General features: G+C 48.6%; 15 protein-coding genes. 7 read left to right on the forward strand and 8 right to left on the reverse strand.

Annotated features, from left to right (window positions below; all coding sequences use genetic code 11):
- Window positions 1–28: 28 nt before the first annotated feature.
- Window positions 29–925: a site-specific tyrosine recombinase XerD gene (xerD, locus tag EA408_05960; GenBank protein TVR72910.1), complete on the forward strand. Its 897-nt coding sequence runs from the start codon at window positions 29–31 to the stop codon at window positions 923–925.
- Here xerD and EA408_05965 read toward each other — a convergent pair.
- The gene (locus EA408_05965) at window positions 903–3245 is read right to left on the reverse strand and encodes a hypothetical protein (protein TVR72911.1); all 2343 of its coding nucleotides are present in this window, start codon (window positions 3243–3245) and stop codon (window positions 903–905) included. The genes xerD and EA408_05965 overlap by 23 nt on opposite strands.
- 12 nt (window positions 3246–3257) lie before the next feature.
- Window positions 3258–4058 (reverse strand): hypothetical protein, encoded by an 801-nt coding sequence (locus tag EA408_05970; GenBank protein ID TVR72912.1) that lies wholly within the window; start codon window positions 4056–4058, stop codon window positions 3258–3260.
- 277 nt (window positions 4059–4335) lie between these two features.
- Between EA408_05970 and EA408_05975 the strand changes: the two genes are divergently transcribed.
- A complete protein-coding gene (locus EA408_05975) occupies window positions 4336–5016 on the forward strand; it encodes a zinc metallopeptidase (GenBank protein TVR72913.1) in 681 nt (226 codons plus the stop codon).
- Between the two features lie 84 nt (window positions 5017–5100).
- Here EA408_05975 and EA408_05980 read toward each other — a convergent pair whose 3' ends face one another.
- Window positions 5101–5589 (reverse strand): hypothetical protein, encoded by a 489-nt coding sequence (locus EA408_05980; GenBank protein ID TVR72914.1) that lies wholly within the window; start codon window positions 5587–5589, stop codon window positions 5101–5103.
- A 323-nt stretch (window positions 5590–5912) separates the two neighbouring features.
- Between EA408_05980 and EA408_05985 the strand changes: the two genes are divergently transcribed.
- Entirely contained in the window at window positions 5913–6221 is a 309-nt protein-coding gene (locus EA408_05985; GenBank protein ID TVR72915.1) for a hypothetical protein, read from the forward strand.
- A gap of 196 nt (window positions 6222–6417) precedes the next feature.
- Here the strand turns inward: EA408_05985 and rlmN are convergent, their stop codons facing one another.
- Window positions 6418–7455, reverse strand: a complete 1038-nt coding sequence (gene rlmN / locus EA408_05990; protein TVR72916.1) for a 23S rRNA (adenine(2503)-C(2))-methyltransferase RlmN — start codon at window positions 7453–7455, stop codon at window positions 6418–6420.
- 99 nt (window positions 7456–7554) lie between these two features.
- Here rlmN and EA408_05995 point away from each other — a divergent pair, with 99 nt between their 5' ends.
- Together EA408_05995 and EA408_06000 are read left to right on the forward strand one after the other, a co-directional pair.
- Entirely contained in the window at window positions 7555–9363 is a 1809-nt protein-coding gene (locus EA408_05995; GenBank protein ID TVR72917.1) for a glycoside hydrolase family 15 protein, read from the forward strand.
- Window positions 9364–9589: 226 nt separating this feature from the next.
- The gene (locus tag EA408_06000; protein ID TVR72931.1) at window positions 9590–10969 is read left to right on the forward strand and encodes a tryptophanase; all 1380 of its coding nucleotides are present in this window, start codon (window positions 9590–9592) and stop codon (window positions 10967–10969) included.
- A 40-nt stretch (window positions 10970–11009) separates the two neighbouring features.
- Here EA408_06000 and hxpB read toward each other — a convergent pair whose 3' ends face one another.
- Window positions 11010–11687, reverse strand: a complete 678-nt coding sequence (gene hxpB, locus EA408_06005; protein ID TVR72918.1) for a hexitol phosphatase HxpB — start codon at window positions 11685–11687, stop codon at window positions 11010–11012.
- Between the two features lie 83 nt (window positions 11688–11770).
- Between hxpB and EA408_06010 the strand changes: the two genes are divergently transcribed.
- Both EA408_06010 and EA408_06015 read left to right on the forward strand, forming a co-directional pair.
- Entirely contained in the window at window positions 11771–13771 is a 2001-nt protein-coding gene (locus EA408_06010) for a T9SS C-terminal target domain-containing protein (GenBank protein ID TVR72919.1), read from the forward strand.
- 104 nt (window positions 13772–13875) lie between these two features.
- Window positions 13876–15090: an L-serine ammonia-lyase gene (locus EA408_06015; protein ID TVR72920.1), complete on the forward strand. Its 1215-nt coding sequence runs from the start codon at window positions 13876–13878 to the stop codon at window positions 15088–15090.
- A gap of 26 nt (window positions 15091–15116) precedes the next feature.
- Here the strand turns inward: EA408_06015 and EA408_06020 are convergent, their stop codons facing one another.
- The 3 genes from EA408_06020 to EA408_06030 form a co-directional block, all read right to left on the reverse strand.
- Complete coding sequence (locus tag EA408_06020; GenBank protein ID TVR72921.1) at window positions 15117–17480, reverse strand: glycyl radical protein; 2364 nt, start codon at window positions 17478–17480, stop codon at window positions 15117–15119.
- 11 nt (window positions 17481–17491) lie between these two features.
- Entirely contained in the window at window positions 17492–18292 is an 801-nt protein-coding gene (locus EA408_06025) for a glycyl-radical enzyme activating protein (GenBank protein ID TVR72922.1), read from the reverse strand.
- A gap of 68 nt (window positions 18293–18360) precedes the next feature.
- Complete coding sequence (locus EA408_06030; GenBank protein ID TVR72923.1) at window positions 18361–19215, reverse strand: ATP-binding protein; 855 nt, start codon at window positions 19213–19215, stop codon at window positions 18361–18363.
- Window positions 19216–19296 lie beyond the last annotated feature (81 nt).

Here is a 19296-nt window from a genome sequence, read left to right on the forward strand (position 1 = left end):
TACTTAATAAACGGTAAATTACACTGCAATGGAATGGGATCCCGCAATAAAGGAGTTCAGGGGATATCTCAAACTTGAAAAAGCATTATCTGACAATTCTGTTGAGGCCTACATAAGCGATATCACAAAACTGAAAAGCTTTGCCTCAATGATCGAAAGCAAGCCGGACCCTGACAGGATAGGTGTTGCAGAGCTTCACGCTTTTTTGCAGTGGCTTGACGACTTTAATGTTTCAGGCAGGACCCTGGCAAGGATCATTTCCGGTATAAGGGCTTTTTACAGGTTTCTCCTTCTCGGGGAAATGATCGAAAGCGACCCCTCATCTCTGCTTGAGATGCCGCGGACAGAGCGCAAGCTTCCCGAGGTACTGACGGTGGCTGAGATCGATGCTGTTGCCGGCTCTGTTGACCTCAGCACAGAAACAGGCACCAGGAACAAGGCGATTATTGAAACCCTCTACAGCGGCGGCCTGAGAGTGTCAGAACTGGTTAATCTGCGCATAAGCGATATCTTTTTCAGTGAGGGGTTCATACGGGTTACCGGCAAGGGAGATAAACAGCGCCTGGTACCTGTAGGAAGACAGGCGCTCAAAGCGATAGATGTTTGGATGGGGGACAGGAACAGGTTGCCGGTGGCAAGGGGGCATGAGGATTTTCTGTTCCTTAACCGCAGGGGCAAAAAACTTACAAGGGTCATGATATTCACCATTGTAAGGCAGCTGGCCATGAAAGCCGGGCTGAAAAAGAGTATCAGCCCCCATACATTCAGACATTCATTTGCAACACATCTGATAGAGGGCGGGGCCGATCTGAGAGCGGTGCAGGAGATGCTGGGTCATGAGTCCATTATAACCACTGAAATATACACACATCTGGACCGCGAATACCTGAGGGATGCCATTATCAGGTTCCACCCGCGCTCCTGAGCTTTAACTCAAGGGAGGAAAAGATTGCTTTAAGATTATCACGGGTCTCCTCATCAATATCCTTGAGGGTGATAGTTCCCGCAGAAGCTTCCTGCATGAATGAGGCCGCTATTACCGGGCGGGAAATATTGTTGTCAGCTATATAGGCCGAGTTGGTGCCCGATATGCCAACTCTCTTCCTGATGATGTGCTTCTTGAAGTCCAGGTTCGACAAAAGATCTTCAGCTGTCTGAAAGGATGTGGCATATACCAGTCGTGATTCGTTTGCATCCTTGTCAAAATTGTGAAGATATGACTGCAGTTCCTCTAGTGTAATGCTGTTATCGGGGTTGTCAAACAGCAGGACGGCAAAATCTAAACCCCATCCGGTCAGCAGGTTGACCAGTACGGATACTCCTGCGGGGCCGACAGCAGGAATAAAGCTCATTTTGGGCTCATGCCCTGTTATTGCGGCAAAAGCTGACAAATAGTAGAAGGTCGTAACGTCTTCAACTATAATGTTTCTGTCTCTGTCAGGCACCTCTCTCCTGGTTATGCCTGCCCCCAGTAGTGAACTGACGGGTGAGAGGGTGTCTGATGTTGCTGAATGGAGGTGAGAGGCATCAAAGATGATCGTTTCACTCTGCTCCCTGTCCTCGCCGGATCTCTGAACGGCCAGCAGTCTGTAGAGCTTACCGGTATCTATCAGGTGCGGTGAGTGTGTCGAATAAATTATCTGGATATTTTCCTTAATATCTTCAAACACTTTCAGTACATCTTCCTGTGCGCGGGCATGAAGGCTGAGACCGGGTTCGTCTATAAGAAGTATCCTGTTCCTGGTGTGGTTCTTCCTTGCAAAGGCCTTAAGCTCAAGATAGAACGAAAGGAACCACCTTACACCCCTGCTTCTTTGTTTTGGATATAGCCTCTCGTGCCTGTCCTTGATCCAGAATTCGAGGTAGGGCCGCCCCATTTTGTCGGGATTTGATATGTCGTAATGCTCAAGTTCAAAATGAATCCTGATCTTGTTGGTTTTGCCAAGGCTTTGCCGCCAGTATTCCTGGAAGTCAACAGTCACCTCGTTGTTGAGGTTTTCTATCTTCTGCTTGAGTATCCTGTTGTTCGTCTGCCTGAAAAAGCCCGGATCAAGTCCGGCAACCAGCAGGAAATTGCGGACGGCCTTGTACCCTTCAATCCTTGCGTTGTCTTCAAAGATGTCTTCAAGATCTATCCTGTTGGGCAGTAAACTGCTGAAGTCCTCGAAAAACTCAAACGGTGGTATGTACTCAAAGAACAGGTCACCTGCCTCTTCGCAGGTCAGCATCGAGCTGAAGCTTTTATAATCATCTGCGGCTTCTTCCTCCGCTGTTTCCGGTTCTGCCTGGTCGATGATCTTTGCCAGGGCTCTCAGCCTGATAGCCGTCTTTTCCCTTAGCAGTTCAACATTGCGGCTTATTTTGATATATTCTTCCTTTGCGTTGAATAACCGGGCCTCACCTGCCTTTTTCTCCATCTCCTCCTTCAGAAAGGGTATCGACTGCTCAATGTCAGCCATGACCGAATGTGCCTTCTCCATCCCTGCAATCTCCCGTTCCAGGTTCCCGTGTAGAGTCAGGCACTCTTTAGAATAGTTATTAATTAACTCCTCCTCTGCTATTTTAAGTCTGAGATCAGATAGCCGGTTCTCTTTGTCACTTATGTTTTGTGCAAGTGAAGCCAGCTTTTCTTTAACCTTCTCTGCATTGCGCCTTGTCACCTCGCCTGCTGAGGGATCTTTTGACCGTTTGATCTGCTTGTTCAGCAGGTTCAGCTTTGCTTCTGCGGCTTCGGTTTCTTTTCTCTGGTTAGTAATTCTGGTTTGCAGCTCTCCGATCTCTTTTTCTTTATCAGCAAACTGCTTTATGACCTCTTCAGCCCCGGCCAGGGCTGCTATTACCAGCTCTTTTTCGGCATCCTCTATTTGCATGAAAACATCGGTGATCTCATTACCTGACAGCTGAACAGTGCTTGATTGGTCGGATGTCCATGTCCTTTCAAGTATGAAAGAGCCTTTCATTTTTATTAAATCTAGCACACCGGGGGGCAATGATCCGGTTCCTTCAAAATCAAAATTATCATCATCGGGCATGAACCGGCATGAGACAATCGGCATGCTCAGGTCGCTGCGAAGGACATCCTCGGATATGGTGCCTTTTTGAAAGCAGTGAAGAGCTTCAAGCACAGATGTTTTGCCCGATTCATTCTGTCCGATAAGAGCTGTAATATTGTCGGGTGACAGGTTGTTCCAACCTGAATCGACAATGCTTCTGAAATGCCTGATCCTGAATTGTGTAAGGCGCATATTGTAGAAATATCAGGTTATAGAAAAGCCTAAAACAAGTATGTCGTCAATCTGTTCAGTACCTCCCATCCAGTCAGCTATTGTTTCGGTGAGAATATTGAGTTGCTGTTTCATCTCCCTTTGATGGATATCCAGAAGAAGATTCTTGAAGGGTCCGTACTTGAATTTTTTTCCCTTGGGCCCGCCGAACTGGTCGGGAAACCCGTCAGTGAACATGTAGATCCGGTCGTTCCTGCTTATATTTATTATGTTGTTTGAAAAAGGTTCCTCGTCAACTGCATTGACGCCGACCGGCATCTTGTCAGGCTTGATCTCAATAAGTTCATTGTCCCTGATCAGGTAAAGCGGGTTATTCGCCCCTGAAAACTGAAGCTCCTGCTTCTCACAGTCTATTATACACATTGAGAGGTCCATGCCATCCTTAGTCTCACTCAGGTCGCCGGTCTGGTTAAGCGCTTCCATTATTTTTTCCCTGAGCTTGTTCAGTATCCTGTTAGGCTTGCTGGTGCAGTCGGTTTTGACAACCTCGTTCAGAAAAGATATCCCGAGTATACTCATCAGTGCGCCGGGCACACCATGCCCGGTACAATCAGCTGCTACTACAAAAATACATTTGCCTTTGCGGGATACCCAGTAGAAATCACCACTCACAACATCTTTAGGCATGAACAGGGTGAAATGTTCCCCCAGTATTCTCTCCATGCGTGCAGCCGAAGGGAGCAAGGCTCTCTGGATCATACCAGCATAGCGAAGACTTTTAACGATTTCCCGGTTATAAATATCTTCGGTATCAGATGTTTGGTTTGTCAACATAATTCCAGGCCTGTTGCTCACAATGGTAAATGAGACTTTCAGGGCAGAAATGTACAAAATATTAACATAATATCGTAAATGGCAGAATTCTTTTAACCTTTTAGGCCTGAAAATTGTTTATGTCAGCATTCTCAGACAAGTATTGAGGAGATATCGGACAAATTGTCGCTATCCTGACGTTAAAAGGGGTTTGGTAGATTTTTTGACAGAAACAAAATAAACTCTTAAAAATGGTGTTTCTTTAACTGATCTGACATTAACAATTAAACTTTTGAAAATGGCTCCAATCTGGATAATATTTATAGGTTTCATGCTGCTGAGCTGGCTTGTTGGAAACCAGCTCAAATCAAGGTTCAGGAAGTATTCGCAGATACCGGTGAACTATGGTATAACAGGCAGGGAAGTTGCCGAGAAGATGCTGCATGACAATGGAATTACCGATGTCAAGGTGAGATCTGTCGCAGGCAAGCTGACAGATCATTATCATCCGCTCCAGAAAACAGTTAACCTGAGCAGTGATGTATATAACGGTAACAGCGTGGCTGCTGCTGCCGTTGCAGCTCATGAATGTGGGCATGCAGTGCAGCATGCACGGGCATATGCTTTTCTGAAGATGAGGTCGGCGCTCGTGCCGGCTGTGAGCTTTGCTTCCAAATGGGTCCACTGGGTATTGCTCGCCGGGATACTGATGGTTGAGGCACAACCTGGGATCCTGCTTGCAGGTATAGTCCTGTTCGGACTTACCACGCTATTCAGCTTTATTACGCTGCCGGTCGAGGTAGATGCCAGCAGGCGTGCACTTGCATGGCTTAATCACAGTAATATAACAACCAGATCGACACATCCGCAGGCACAGGATGCCCTCAAATGGGCGGCATACACCTATGTAGTTGCAGCTTTGTCGTCGCTCGCTACATTGTTGTACTATATCTGGATCTTTATGGGACGACGCAATTGAATGAATTTACGCCTTTCCACTGTCAGCCCGGATGCCTGTCCCTGAAGGGCAGGTGCCCGGGCCTGTGGCCGGTTAGCTTTTTGCTTACCTGATCGTGGACTTTCTCTGAAGCGGCGGCTTGACCGTCAAAAACGGCATGTCTTCCAGGGCATGGCATGAGTTGCAGGTATTCAGCATCAGGTTGATGCGCCTGTCGAACATTTCGGGGTTCCTGGCATCTATGGCCTCTTCAACATCGGGAATGGCTTTGGTCATGAATTGCTGCGCCGATGCCGCCCTCGCGGGTCTCCGTTCAAGTCCGAGTTCCAGCGTCTCCTCAAGCTCTTCGATCTGGTGGGCGGCATATTCCCAGTTACCGTCCTGTCCCGCCCACCATAACTCCTGGAACCGGTAATCAACTTCCCACATTGCCTTTCCAAACCCGCCAAGGTGGTCGGCCACAGTCTCAAATTTTTCGGTTACATCGCCGGTAAGCCATCCTTCTGAGCCAACCGGACTGCCATGATCGCCATTGCATCCTGAAACAAATATTGCCGCTGCTGCAATAGTGATGGTAATGATTTTTCTGCTCATAACTGATAGGGTTTTTGGTTAGTAAATGATCCTAATAATAGAGTATATATTCAAATATAGGCTAATTGGAATAGAAATTCAATTCCCGGTCAAACAATGGTGCGGTGATCCAAATCAAAAAAAATATTACCCGGACTGTAACATTTTGTCCGCTGAGCGGTCTTATATGCAGAAGGTGTTCAAAAACGTACAACATTGTTTCGTAACCGGACACCATAGTTATTAACAAGATGAGGTTATGTAATTTAAATACAGTCTAATAAGTAGTTTGGCACAAAAACTGTTAAAAAGAGAGTTGAGACCAAACCTTAAAATGAAACAAGATGCAGATAGATTTGAAACCCAACGAAATGGTTGTAAAAGCCGGGAACTCCGACAGGCTTGAAAACGGAAGCAAAATTGACGGCAAGTTCATTGTAACAAACCAGAGAATTTACTTTAAGGGTTTGAACGGGAATGCAGGCAAGTATGACCTCGAGATAATGCCCTCGGATATCAGGGAGGTGCACTTTGTCAACACCGGGTTTCTCTCTCCGAACGGACTCAACCTGATCCTCAAGGGGGGACAGGAATTCAGGTTCAGGGTGAAGCAGAGAAACTCCTTCGGCGAACTGATAAACAGTATGTACTGATCTATTCCTATATATAACCGGCATTTTGCCGGCCCTTGACATCATGAGCAGTTCATGTTTTAACCCTTTCCGTTAAGCTTTCGCGGAAGGGGTTTTTTTGATGCAAAAATAATTGCCGAGGTGTCAGTCCAAAAAGCTTTGCCGAGGTACCAGTCCGCCAGGTTCCTGGCAGTAAAGTGTTTCACGCCCTTATTTACTATCCGGAAAGTTCTTTGGTTGACAGCATACCGCAGGCGGCAAGGATGTCTTCACCGCGTGACTGCCTTATGGTTGTGGTGATACCTTTCCTGCTGAGCCGGTCCCTGAAGCTTACCATGGTCCTTTCGTCTGCCGGTACGAGCTCCACACCCGGCACGGGATGGAACCTGATAAGGTTGATCCTGCAGCGAAGTCCGCTCAGCAGCCTGACCAGTTCCCTGGCATGGTAGGGTGTATCATTCAGTCCCCCGAACATTATATACTCGAACGAAATTCTCCTCTGCCTGCCGGCTTCGAATGATTTCAGCATCCCAATCATTGTCCCGAGGGGGAATGCTTTTGTTACCGGCATCAGTTCGCGGCGTTCTTCCTCAACGGGGCTGTGAAGACTGACCGCGAGATGGCAGTTGCTCTGATCGAGAAAAGTTCGTATCCCGCTGGTTATCCCGATAGTGGAAACAGTAATCCGGCGGGCACCAAAGCCGAAGCCCCAGGGAGAAGTAAGTATATCCAGGCTCTTCATTACCTCGGCAGTGTTGTCAAATGGCTCTCCCATGCCCATGTATACGATGTTGGTTATGCTGCTGCTTTCTTCAATCATTCTGAGCTGGTTGAGTATCTCACCTGCTGTGAGGTTGCATTGAAAACCCTGTTTGCCGGTGGCACAGAACAGGCACCCCATTTTACACCCAACCTGGGTTGACAGGCAGAGTGTGTGCCTGTTTTTTTCGGGGATAAAGACTGCTTCGATAAATTTGCCGCTCCTGGTGGGGAAGAGATATTTTTTTGTGCCGTCGGCCGAACAGACAAACTTGCTGAAAGGGGTCACCCCCATTTCATATTGCTGCGAAAGCTTTTCCCTGAAAGCTTTTGAAAGATTGGTCATCTCTCCGACAGATGCAGCCCTCTTTCCGTATATCCATTCTGCTATCTGCAGAGCAGAATATCCGGGCATTCCCAGGTTTTTTGCAACTGACTTCAGCTCTTCCAGGGTTTTTCCGAACAGGCTTTCCTTAACGGTTCCGGGCTTATCCATTACGATGTAAAGATAACAAGCTTAACGGTCAGTTTCTTTCAAAAGCCCTAAATTTCCTTTAAATTTACAGTGTACAGAAAATATTCAAAAAGAGGCATTATGAATAATCTTGATTACGGTGCTATAGGAAACTGCATGAGTGCAGCACTGGTATCCAGGGATGGATGGATCGACTGGTGCTGCCTGCCCGATTTCGGATCGCAATCGGTTTTTGCGAGAATACTCGATGCCGGGAAGGGAGGCACATTCGGCTTTGAATGCGACAGCGGCTACCAAACAGAACAGGAATACCTGCCTTCTACCAATATACTGGTTACAAGGTTTGAGAAGGGCGCTGACAGGTTCGAGGTGATCGATTTCATGCCGCGTTATTACAATGAAGACGGGGGATACTACGCTCCTCCCGATATTGTCCGTTACGTCGTGCATATTTCCGGGAAACCCCGGTTCAGGGTAGTGTATGACCCGAGGCTGAACTATGCAAAAGGGAAAACAGAGACCTTTGCAAACGATAATTATATCAAGAGCTTCAGCACAGAAGGAAAATATGAATCGGTCTATCTTTATACGGACTTTGATAAAGAGAGTATAATCGAAAGGAGGGAGATCACCCTGGAGCAAAATGCATTTTTCCTGATGTCATACAACCAGAAGATCCGTGCACAGGATATTAACAGGGTATATCTCAAATATGAAAGGACTAAGGTATACTGGCTCAACTGGTCGGAGAGGACCATCCACCTCAACATGTATGACAAGGAGATAAACCGGAGCGCCCTGGTGCTCAAACTGCTCACCTTTCAAAAGACCGGCGCTGTTCTTGCTGCAGCAACAACGTCACTGCCCGAGGCAATTGGTGAAGTGAGAAACTGGGACTACCGGTTCTGCTGGATAAGGGATGCAGCAATGACCATAAGGATCTTCAATAAGATAGCCCACACAAACGAGGCCCTGGGTTTTCTGAAGTTCATCATCGACGTTACCCCGGCAAAGGATGAACGGATACAGATAATGTACGGCATAAGGGGAGAGAGAAGGCTGAAGGAGCGTTTCCTTGATCACCTCGACGGCTATTTCGGATCAAAACCGGTCAGGATAGGAAATGCCGCCTACAAACAGAAGCAGCATGATATTTACGGGGTGCTGATGGATGTGATTTACCAGGATATGACGATGTACCAGGTATCAACCGAACATGCCGAAGAGCTGTGGACGATTGTGCGCAGCATAGTCAAATCGGTAGAGGTTAACTGGAAGAAACCTGACAAGGGGATCTGGGAGATCCGTTCGGAGGGCAGCCACTTTACCTTCTCAAAACTGTTGTGCTGGGTAGCGGTTGACAGGGCCATCAGAATTGCGCAGATACTGAGAATGGGTGATTATGTAAGGGATTGGACCAGTCTGAAGCGCACGATAAGCGACGAGATACACAGTAGAGCCTGGAACCCGGAATTGCAGGCCTTCACACAATCCTACGGAAGCGATAATATGGATGCGTCAAACCTGCTGATGGAAACATACGGCTTTTTGGAGGCATCGGATCCGAAATTTATAAGCACGGTAGAGGCCATCCAAAGGGAATTGCTGAATGACGGACTTATGTACAGGTACAGGAATGAGGATGATTTCGGGTTGCCCACAACCTCATTCACAATCTGCAATTTCTGGCTTGTGACCAGCCTGTGCAGGATCGGCAGGAGAGACGAGGCCGAAGAGATGTTCAACAGGTTGCTTACGTACAGTAACCACGTGGGACTGTTCAGCGAGGACATTGAGTTCGGCACCCACAGGCTGCTCGGTAATTTTCCGCAGGCATATTCGCACCTTGCACTCATCGAATCGGCAATGGCGCTGGCAAAGGGTACAACCAGCGAATCAAAGGTTTTCAGGGCACTCGAAAAACCATGAAACTCCGGTTCAGCGTGAACTGAAATCTGGAAATTTGTAATAAATTTGCAGAAATGGTCCCGTTTATTTATATATACACGACCCCCAAGTTTCTTTATCTCAATATAAAGAAGAGGGATACCTGTCACTTCCTGCGCTTCTGACAAGCCACCCGGCAGCTTACTTTATGATCATGCCGGAAACCGACGCCCGTTTTAATTTAAAACCTTTACAAACGATTAATTATATGGAACTTCCATTTGCAGAATCATATAAGATAAAGATGGTCGAGGCCATCAGGAGAAGTACCCGCGATGAACGTGAAAAATGGATCAGGGAGGCCGGATATAATGTGTTCAACCTTACCAGTGCGCAGGTTTATATAGACCTGCTTACCGATTCAGGCACCGGCGCGATGAGCGACAGGCAATGGTCGGCCATGATGGTTGGCGACGAGAGTTACGCAGGTGCATCGAGCTACTACAAACTAAAGGATGTCATCAAAGATATAACCGGGTTTGAATGGTTCCTGCCGACACACCAGGGCAGGGCTGCCGAGAACGTATTGTTCTCAGCACTAGTTAAGGAGGGGGACATTGTTCCCGGCAACTCCCATTTTGACACAACAAAAGGCCATATTGAATTCAGGAAGGCGGCGGCGGCGGACTGCACTGTTGATGCTGCAGAAGATACCACACTAGACCACCCCTTCAAGGGCAATATCGATCTGCTGAAACTCGAAGATGTGCTCAGCAGCTACCCGGCCGAACGAATTCCATTCGTTATCGTTACCATTACCTGCAATTCCGGCGGAGGACAGCCGGTATCGATGGACAACCTGAGGGCTGTACGAGAAATGGCCAACCGCTTCGGGGTTCCTGTTATATTCGATGCTGCAAGGTTTGCCGAGAATGCATACTTCATAAAGGAGAGGGAAAAGCTCTACAGCGATAAAAGTATTAATGAGATAGTGCGCGAGATGTTCTCATATGCCGATGCAATGACGATGAGCAGCAAAAAAGACGGGATTGTCAATATGGGTGGATTCATTGCATTCCGCAGGGAGGAGTGGTTCAGGAGGGCTTCGGTATACAGCATCATGTTTGAGGGTTTCATTACCTACGGGGGAATGTCAGGGCGCGACATGAACGCGCTTGCCCAGGGACTTGTGGAAGGGACCGATTATGAGTATTTGCGCACAAGGATAAGGCAGATTGAATACCTGGACGGGTTGCTGAGGCATTACAACATCCCGGTTCAGACACCTGTTGGCGGACATGCCGTTTTTGTTGATGCAGGCAGGTTCTTGCCGCACCTGCCCAGGGAGGAGTTTGTGGGGCAGGCCCTGGTGGTTGAGCTGTACAGGGAAGCGGGTGTAAGGGCTACAGAGATCGGCACATTGCTGGCAGACAGGGACCCGGTAACAAGAGAGAACCGTTATCCGGCAGTCGAATTTGTAAGGCTGGCCGTTCCCAGGCGTGTATATACGAACAACCATATGGATGTGGTTGCAGCAGCACTGAAGAATATATACGACAGACGGGATGAGATAAAGAGGGGATACAGGATCGTTAAGGAGGCGCCTATAATGCGGCATTTTACGATACAGCTTGAACCTGTGGAATGATGTTGTTCAGGCGAAAGCCGGCATTAAGTTTCCGGTTGGATTATTCATTCAGGCCGTTTAGCGAGTTAAGCATTTCCCAGTGCGAAGCTGTAAAATCGGCAAGGCTGTCGAGGCAGATATCGGCAATACCGAACCTGGGGTTGGTGCGGTTACTTTCTTCAGGTACGGCCATGGCTCTCATCCTTGCCGCTTTTGCTGCTATAAGCCCTGCAAGTGAGTCTTCAATTGCCAGGCAGTGTGCAGGATCAACACCCAGCTTCACGGCCGTGGTAATATAGACGGCAGGATGAGGCTTGCCGTAATCCTCATGTGCGGCGCTATGGATTATCCCGAACTGATCAAGGAGTCCCAGCCTGTTTAAAATCCGGCCGATCACTCCGGGTGATGACGACGAGGCCAGTGCCATGGGTAGCCCCATGCTTTTGAAAAAGCCAATGATCCCGGTAACGCCGCGGGCAGCTTCACCCTTTTTATCAATGATATCGCATACGGCCTCTTCGATCTCCCTGCCTACCTCTTCCTGTGATTTTCCTTTCCATGGTTTGTAGCTGTACCAGTGCGCCACGGCCTCGTCGGTACGGAGCCCGGTGGTCTGGCGGCACAGCTCACTATTCAGGTTTATACCCACTTTCCGGAAAACTTCTATCTCAGCCTCACGCCACAGCGGCTCGGAATCTATCAGCACCCCATCCATGTCGAAAATCACAGCTTTTATCATAGTTCCCGGGTTTTGACGGCAAAGATACTTTTTTCTGTTTAAATTTGCCATTTGCGCCGACTTCATAGCCTCTGTTTAAATGAGTGTTTTTCACTTCAAACAACCATATGACAAATACAAATATCAACAAATGCATTTCTTCAATAATGTCTCCCTGTATTTTGATTGCATTTTTTTTGGCATTAAACTTTCCGGGATTCTCACAAAACAACACACTGGTCGATTCGGCTGAAGCCGAAGATGGCGAACTCCTTGGCGGAAGTGCCATACAAACTTCAATTTCCGGATATTCGGGAACAGGTTACGTTGGCAATATCAGAAACAGCGGCGATGGTGTTACCGTAACTGTTTCTGTACCCAAAACTGCTTTCTATCAGATTCTTATCAGGTATCATTCTGCAACCAGGAAAATTCAGAATGTTAATATAAATGACACTGGGGACTCGCAGGTTGAATTTCCGGGCTCAAGCGGATGGGAATTTGCCGATGCTGGTAAATATATGCTCAACGAAGGTAAAAACTCAATTAAGCTGACACACAACTGGGGATGGACTGAAATTGACCGTTTCGATGTTCATGCCACAACATTGAACAATTATGACGACTTGGTATCTGAACTGGTTGTTGAAAACTCAACCGTTGCTGCCAGATCGGTTTACAACTATATTTTGTCTCATTACGGTGAACGTATTATTTCAGGGCAGACCGATGGTGCAACTTATTATCAGGTTAAAGAACTCACTGGTCAGTCGCCACTTTATAAAACATGGGATTTCCAACAATACACGGAAGGATATCCATACTTGTGGCGTGACGGGGGTCACACTTTTGGAGCAAATCCCAATGCCAGGAACGTCGAAAATGCCATAGACTGGTATAATAACAGCGGCAGGAAGGGTATTGTTGGTTTTCAGTGGCATTGGCATTCACCAGCCGGCGGTCAGGTAAGCACCAACACCTTTTACACCAGTCAGACTACTTTTGATGTGCGCGAAGCTGTTAAAGAGGGTACACCCGAATATGACCTGATTATAAGGGATATTGATGCCATTGCTGTTCAATTGAAGAAATTCCGGACAGCCAATATTCCTGTATTGTGGAGGCCATTGCACGAAGCAGGTGGTGGCTGGTTCTGGTGGGGAGCAAAGGGACCCGAAGCCTGCCTGAAATTATATGATATAATCTTTGACCGGATGACAAATCACCATCAGCTGGACAATCTGATCTGGGTATGGTCAACTCCCGAAACTGACTGGTACCCGGGTAATGATAAGGTTGATATTGTAGGACATGATTCATATCCAGGAAACTATAACTACTCAACACAAAAGAACATATTCGATATTTACCACGAACTTGCAGGTGGTAAAAAAATAGTGGCAATGACTGAAAACGGCCCGATCCCCTACATTGATACTTCTCTCGATTATGATGCACCCTGGGCTCTTTTCGCATCATGGTACAATCTTGTCTTTGAACAGAATTCAGATGATCACCTCATAGAGGTTTACAACAATCCTCGTGTCATCACCATCGAAAAAGACACCTTTCCCAGGATTCTGAGCACTGCAAACGGATCAGTTTGCAATTCAGGAACAGCGACACTGGGGGCTGAATCCAATTTTGGCGAAGTAAACTGGTATGCAGCACCGGCCGGTGGTGAGATTTTACATACAGGTGAAAGGTTCATTACTCCTGAAATTTCTGAAACAACCACCTACTATATTGAAGCTTCTTACAATGGCAGCAATAGTATAATGAACCGTATTGCCGTAACGGCAAAAGTGTATGAACCTGTCGGAGTATCAGAAATAAAAGGGTTTACGGATGTATGCCAGGGAGATAATAAGTTCAGGATATATCCCAACCCGCTGAAAAGTGGTAATGCAGTAGTTACAATATATGGAATCGATCTATATTCAGATGTTTTAATCAGCTTATTCGACCTGAATGGACGTAAGATCTACTCAGGTGAACTAACCGGCCCTGAATTTGAATTGGATAATGGTCTCACACCCGGTATCTATTTTATCAGAATTACCGGCTATGCAATCAATTATTCTGAGAAACTGGTTTTTTTATAAAAATGCCCGAACCGGATTAAACTTAAAACTACCTGATCATCATAATCCTGCGTCAATATCAAATATAACTGCTTCGTTCATCTGGGTTACAAATTTTTATAATCATGCAAAGCATCAGGCATATATACAAGACAGGTCACGGGCCATCCAGTTCCCATACGATGGCTCCCAGGAGCGCATCATCGATCTTCCTAAGCCGTCATCCCGGTGCCGGCAGGTACAGGGTGACCCTTTACGGGAGCCTTGCTGCGACGGGACTCGGACACCTGACCGACGTAACTCTGAAGGAGGCCTTTGAGGGAAACGAAATGGAGCTGGTAATGAAACCCGATATGTTCCTTGAACGGCACCCCAATGCGATGGTGTTTGAGGCTTTGGACAGCGGAGGCAAGGTGTTGGGAACGTGGACCGCATACAGTATCGGAGGAGGAGATATTGACGATGATTCGGGCATGTTCAGGCGGGAGGATATTTATCCTGTCAGTTCAATGGAGAAGATTCTTGAGTGGTGCTATGGTAATGGTAAGGCCATATGGGAATTTGTTTCGGAATATGAGGAGCCGGATATATGGGACTATCTTGCAGAGGTATGGAAGATCATGCAGGCTTCCATAAAGAGTGGCCTGGAGAAGGAGGGTACACTGCCAGGCGTATTGAAGCTGGCGAGAAAGGCCCCTTCGTATCATGTAAGAATTATGCATTCGAAAGGCTACATAAAGAAGCGGACCTCAGTATATGCCTATGCCCTTGCCGTTTCGGAGGAGAATGCTTCAGGCAACCTGATAGTTACCGCCCCTACCTGCGGTGCCTGCGGCGTGCTGCCTGCCGTGCTTTACCAGAACAAAAACTTCTACAAGACACCCCAGAAAAGAATATTGCGCGCCCTTGCCACTGCCGGATTAATCGGCAACCTTGTGAAATCCAATGCTTCAATATCAGGGGCTGAAGTTGGCTGCCAGGGTGAAGTGGGCACTGCATGTGCAATGGCGTCGGGAGCCCTTGCACAGCTTTACGGCGGCAGTATCTTCCAGGTTGAATATGCTGCCGAGATGGGGCTGGAGCATCACCTGGGACTGACATGTGACCCGGTGGCCGGACTGGTGCAGATACCCTGTATTGAACGTAATGCCCTTGCAGCCTCAAGGGCATTGTCGCACAGTGATTTTTCAATGCTGTCTGACGGACGGCACCTGATAGGATTTGACCAGGTGGTCAAAACCATGATGAAAACCGGACAGGACCTCCCGAGTCTCTACAAGGAGACCTCGGCGGGGGGACTTGCGTTGTTTCACGGCATTGACAGGCTGGGAAGTAAATGATGCGGGCCGGGTGCCGGCTGCTGTGATCACCTTTGTGTTGTTTGTTCGGTTCTTTGGATGATCTCATTCTGCAGGTCCTCGCCCAGATCATTGAAATAGTCGCTGTACCCGGCAACCCTCACGATCAGATCGCGGTATTGTTCGGGGTTTTTCTTTGCATCCCTGAGTGTGGAGGCTGATACCACGTTGAACTGTATATGGTGACCGTCCATGCGGAACCAGCTTCTGACCAGCGCAGTGAGCTTGTTATAGCTTTCACTGTCGTCGAAAAATGACGGGGCGAACTTCTGGTTGAGCAGGGTGCCACCGGTTCTGATATGGTCTATTTTGGAGGCCGATCTGAGCACGGCGGTCGGGCCAAGGGTGTCAGCACCCTGGACGGGACTTATACCCTCTGAAAGCGGCATGGCAGACCTGCGGCCGTCAGGCATCGCCCCGGTTACCTTTCCGAAGTAGATATGGCAGGTGGTGGGCAGCAGGTTGATATGATGGCACCCGCTCCTGTAATTGGGCTTCCCGTCAACAGCGTCAAAGAAGATATTGAAGGTGAGGATGGCGTGCCGGTCGGCGTAATCGTTGTCGTTGCCGTATTTGGGAGTATTAAAGACCAACTCTTCCCTCAGTATTTCGAAATCTTTGAAGTCAGCTTCAAGGGCGGCAAGCATTTTGTTCATGGTGATCGTCTTCCTGTCATATACATGATAGCGCAAAGCAGTCAGGCAGTCTGTTACACTGCCAAGTCCCACGCCCTGTATATAGCTTGTATTGTATCTTGCTCCACCGGAGTTGTAATCCTTCCCGTTCTTTATGCAGTCCTCTGTCAGCAACGACAGGAAAGGAGCAGGAAGATGATCGCTGAACAGTTTCTCTATGGCCCTGTTCCCTGTAATCTTCAGGTCTGCAAAGTAATTTAGCTGAGCCCTGAAGGCAGCGGCAAGATCTTCGAAGGCGGCAAATTTTCCCGGGTCACCTGTCTCAGGACCCGCCTGTACCTTCGTACGCCTGTCATATCCGTTGTTAAGGGCAAGCTCCAGAATTTTTACCAGGTTGAAGTAGCCGGTAAGTATATATGCCTCGGCGCCGAAGGCCCCGGACTCAACGCATCCTGAAGCGCCCCCGTTTCGTGCGTCTTCAATGGATTTACCCTGGCGGAGAAGTTCCTGTATAATGGCATCTGTATTGAACAGCGACGGCTGTCCGAATCCGGTACGTATGATATCAAGTGATTTGTGGATAAGGGTAGCGGGATTTTTTTTGCTGACCTGCACCATGCTGCCCGGCTGAAGCAGCCTCATCTCCTTTATCACCTCCAGGATGAGGGATGTCATGTCGTTAACGCCGCAGGAGCCGTCTTCTTTTAAGCCCCCGAGGTTGATAAGTGCGAAGTCGGTGTAGGTGTTGCTCTCCTCTGCCGTCACACCTATTTTAGGAGGGGCCGGGTGGTTGTTGAACTTGACCCACAGGCACTGCAACAGCTCCTTTGCTTCAGCGGCGGTAAGCCTCCCTTCGGCGGAATCCTTTTCGAAGAAACCGGCAAGGTGCTGGTCCAGCCGTCCCGGACTGAACGAATCCCATGGATTAAGCTCGGTTATGACCCCCTGGTGTATGAACCAGTAATGCTGCAGTGCCTCATGGAACGTACGTGGTGCGTTTGCAGGAACATGGCGGCAGATTGCTGCCATCCTGCCGAGCTCCTCCCGGCGCGCCGGGTCCTTCTCTGTGGCCGCCATCTTTTCCAGGGCGACGGCATAGCGGCTGGCATAGGCAATCACAGCCTCCGCGGCTATCTGCATGGCTTTCAGCTGTGCTCTCTTTTTGGGGGCTTCAGGATCAGCGGTTTCAATGCCGGCCGATGCCTCTTCACACTCCTTGATAAGTCCGGCAAGTCCCTTTTTCCATGGTTTGTGTCCGAGTACAGTATGACCGGGGGCCCGCTGCTCCTGGAATTCTGTGAATACCCCTGCCTCATAGGCCTTTTTCCATTCCGGTGTCATCAGCCCCATGAGCCTGTCCCTGTTGGTCCTGCCTTTCCAAAAGGGTATGATGATATCGCGGTAGGCGCGCCTCGTTTCATCCTTCACGGCGAAAGAGACTTTCGGGCGGGAGCTGAGTATCTCCAGGTCCTTCACGGAGTGCAGGGTTATTTCCGGATAGGTCGGTGCAGCCTTTGGTGCCGGTCCGCGTTCGCCGACTATCAGCTCGCCTTCGCCTGTCCAGAGCTTCTTGTTTTCTAGAATATGCCTCAGGCACAATGCCCGCTGTACCGGAACCGGACCGGCATCATCTGCATGGTTGCTGTAAAACTCCGTCACCAGCAGGGCCCTCTCATGATCGAGCCGGTTAACCGCTTCAAGACTCTGTTTTCTGAGCTGCTGCACCCTGTTCGTCATAGCCATAATGATTATCCTCCGATTTTCACATTGTAACCGCTTCGGGTAAAAACCTCCTTCAACATGTTGGTCTGCTCTCCGTCTGTCACCTTTTCCGTAGTGGCCGGCGGTACCATTCCGAGCTTTTTGTATTTTTCATTGCCCAGCCGGTGCCAGGGCAGAAGGTCGATCCTGGCAACCCTGGCCTCTGTTGCAGAGATCAGGTCACGCAGCCCCTCCATATCCTTAACTGTACAGTTGAAGTCCGGTATCAGTGGGATGCGGATAATTACCCGGGGTCCTGCACCGTCAAGAGCCTCAAGGTTCGCAATGATAAGACTGTTGTCCTGTCCGGTAAAGGAGCTGTGCTTGCCGGCATCGGCTGTTTTGAGGTCATAAAGCATGAGGTCGGTGTTTTCAGCCACCCTGTTGAACTGATCAGGCGGAGCATGACCGGAAGTGTCGACCGCCGTATGGAGTCCCCTACCCCTGCATAATAACAGCAGACTCATAAGGAATTCATACTGCATCAGAGGTTCTCCTCCCGAGAATGTAACACCCCCGCCGCTCTCTTCATAGAATATCTGGTCTTTGATCACATCGGCCATCACCTCTGCGGGGGTCATCAGGCGTCCGACCGCATCCTGGTAATTTTTACTTTTACCGTTTAACCGGCGGGTCCGCGTGATCTCCTGCTGTTCCGGAGAGATGCCTTCCGGGTTGTGGCACCAGGTACATTTCATGGGACAGCCCTTGAAAAAGACGGTTGTCCGGATGCCCGGCCCGTCATGCACCGAGTATCTGCGTATATCGAATACAAGACCATTTGTCATAATCCAGAATCAAGGTATACATGGCCGGGTGCTGTCTTTCCGGCGCTCATTATATGCTTTAATAACATTCAGGATCTGCAGTCGTCGCAGTCACAAAGTTCGCCTACCTCCTCAAGGAGCTTCTTTCTCTTCTGCGGGGTGACCTCCAGCTTATCCACTATCTTATGATCCCGGCATATTTGCCGGCACAAAACAATACCCGCATCAAGCAGTACCTGTTTCTGCTGCTTGTTGATGGAGGTGAGGACCGTTACCGGAAAGAATTTCTCTTTTTCTATCATGTCGCGAAGTCCGTGACCTGCCGGATAATCCCAGCTTACCAGGTGCAGTCCCGAGCACTTTCCGTAATCGACGGCATCGGTGGTGAACCGGGTATTGGTAACAACCCACCCCTGAAACTTAAAACCGGAGAATTCCGGCAGGACCTCCCTCTTTTTTACTATGTCATCGACCCGGGACCTGATATAGAGAGGCACCCTCACATTGGCATGTTTTCCCTGGCTGTTATAGAATTTGCACTCGACAAAGATCTGCCTGCCGTTGCCGGTAGCCACTACATCAACTTCGTGTCTGACGCACTGCCCTTCTAATTCCTTACCCACTTCAATATCATATCCGTAGTGTTTTATGAGCTGTCCCACAAAATGTTCAAAAGGGTATCCCGTAGGCCCCATCTCCATAATTGCCTTCTTGAGCTTGTATCTTGCAGCCGTGCCGCTCTTGTGCTTCTTCAGCAGCCTGAATGCCTCCCGGTATATCTTTTTGGTAGATACCCCCTCCTGCAGCCAGTTGCTGATCTCATCGGTTATGCGGGCTGTGGCCTCTTTGCCGGCGCCAACCCGCCTGAGCGAGTTTTCAAGTTTTTCGGCTGAGAAGGGCTCTTTCTCACCGGAAGCCTTTTTGATGAGTATTTCCTGCGTCATTTTAAGGGTTTATGCAGTTAGACAGAAAACTCAATGTTAGTAATTATTGCCGTCTTTTACAAATACCCCGGAGAACTGAGA

The sequence above is a fragment of the Marinilabiliales bacterium genome, from assembly GCA_007695015.1.
In the GTDB taxonomy this organism is placed as follows: domain Bacteria; phylum Bacteroidota; class Bacteroidia; order Bacteroidales; family PUMT01; genus PXAP01.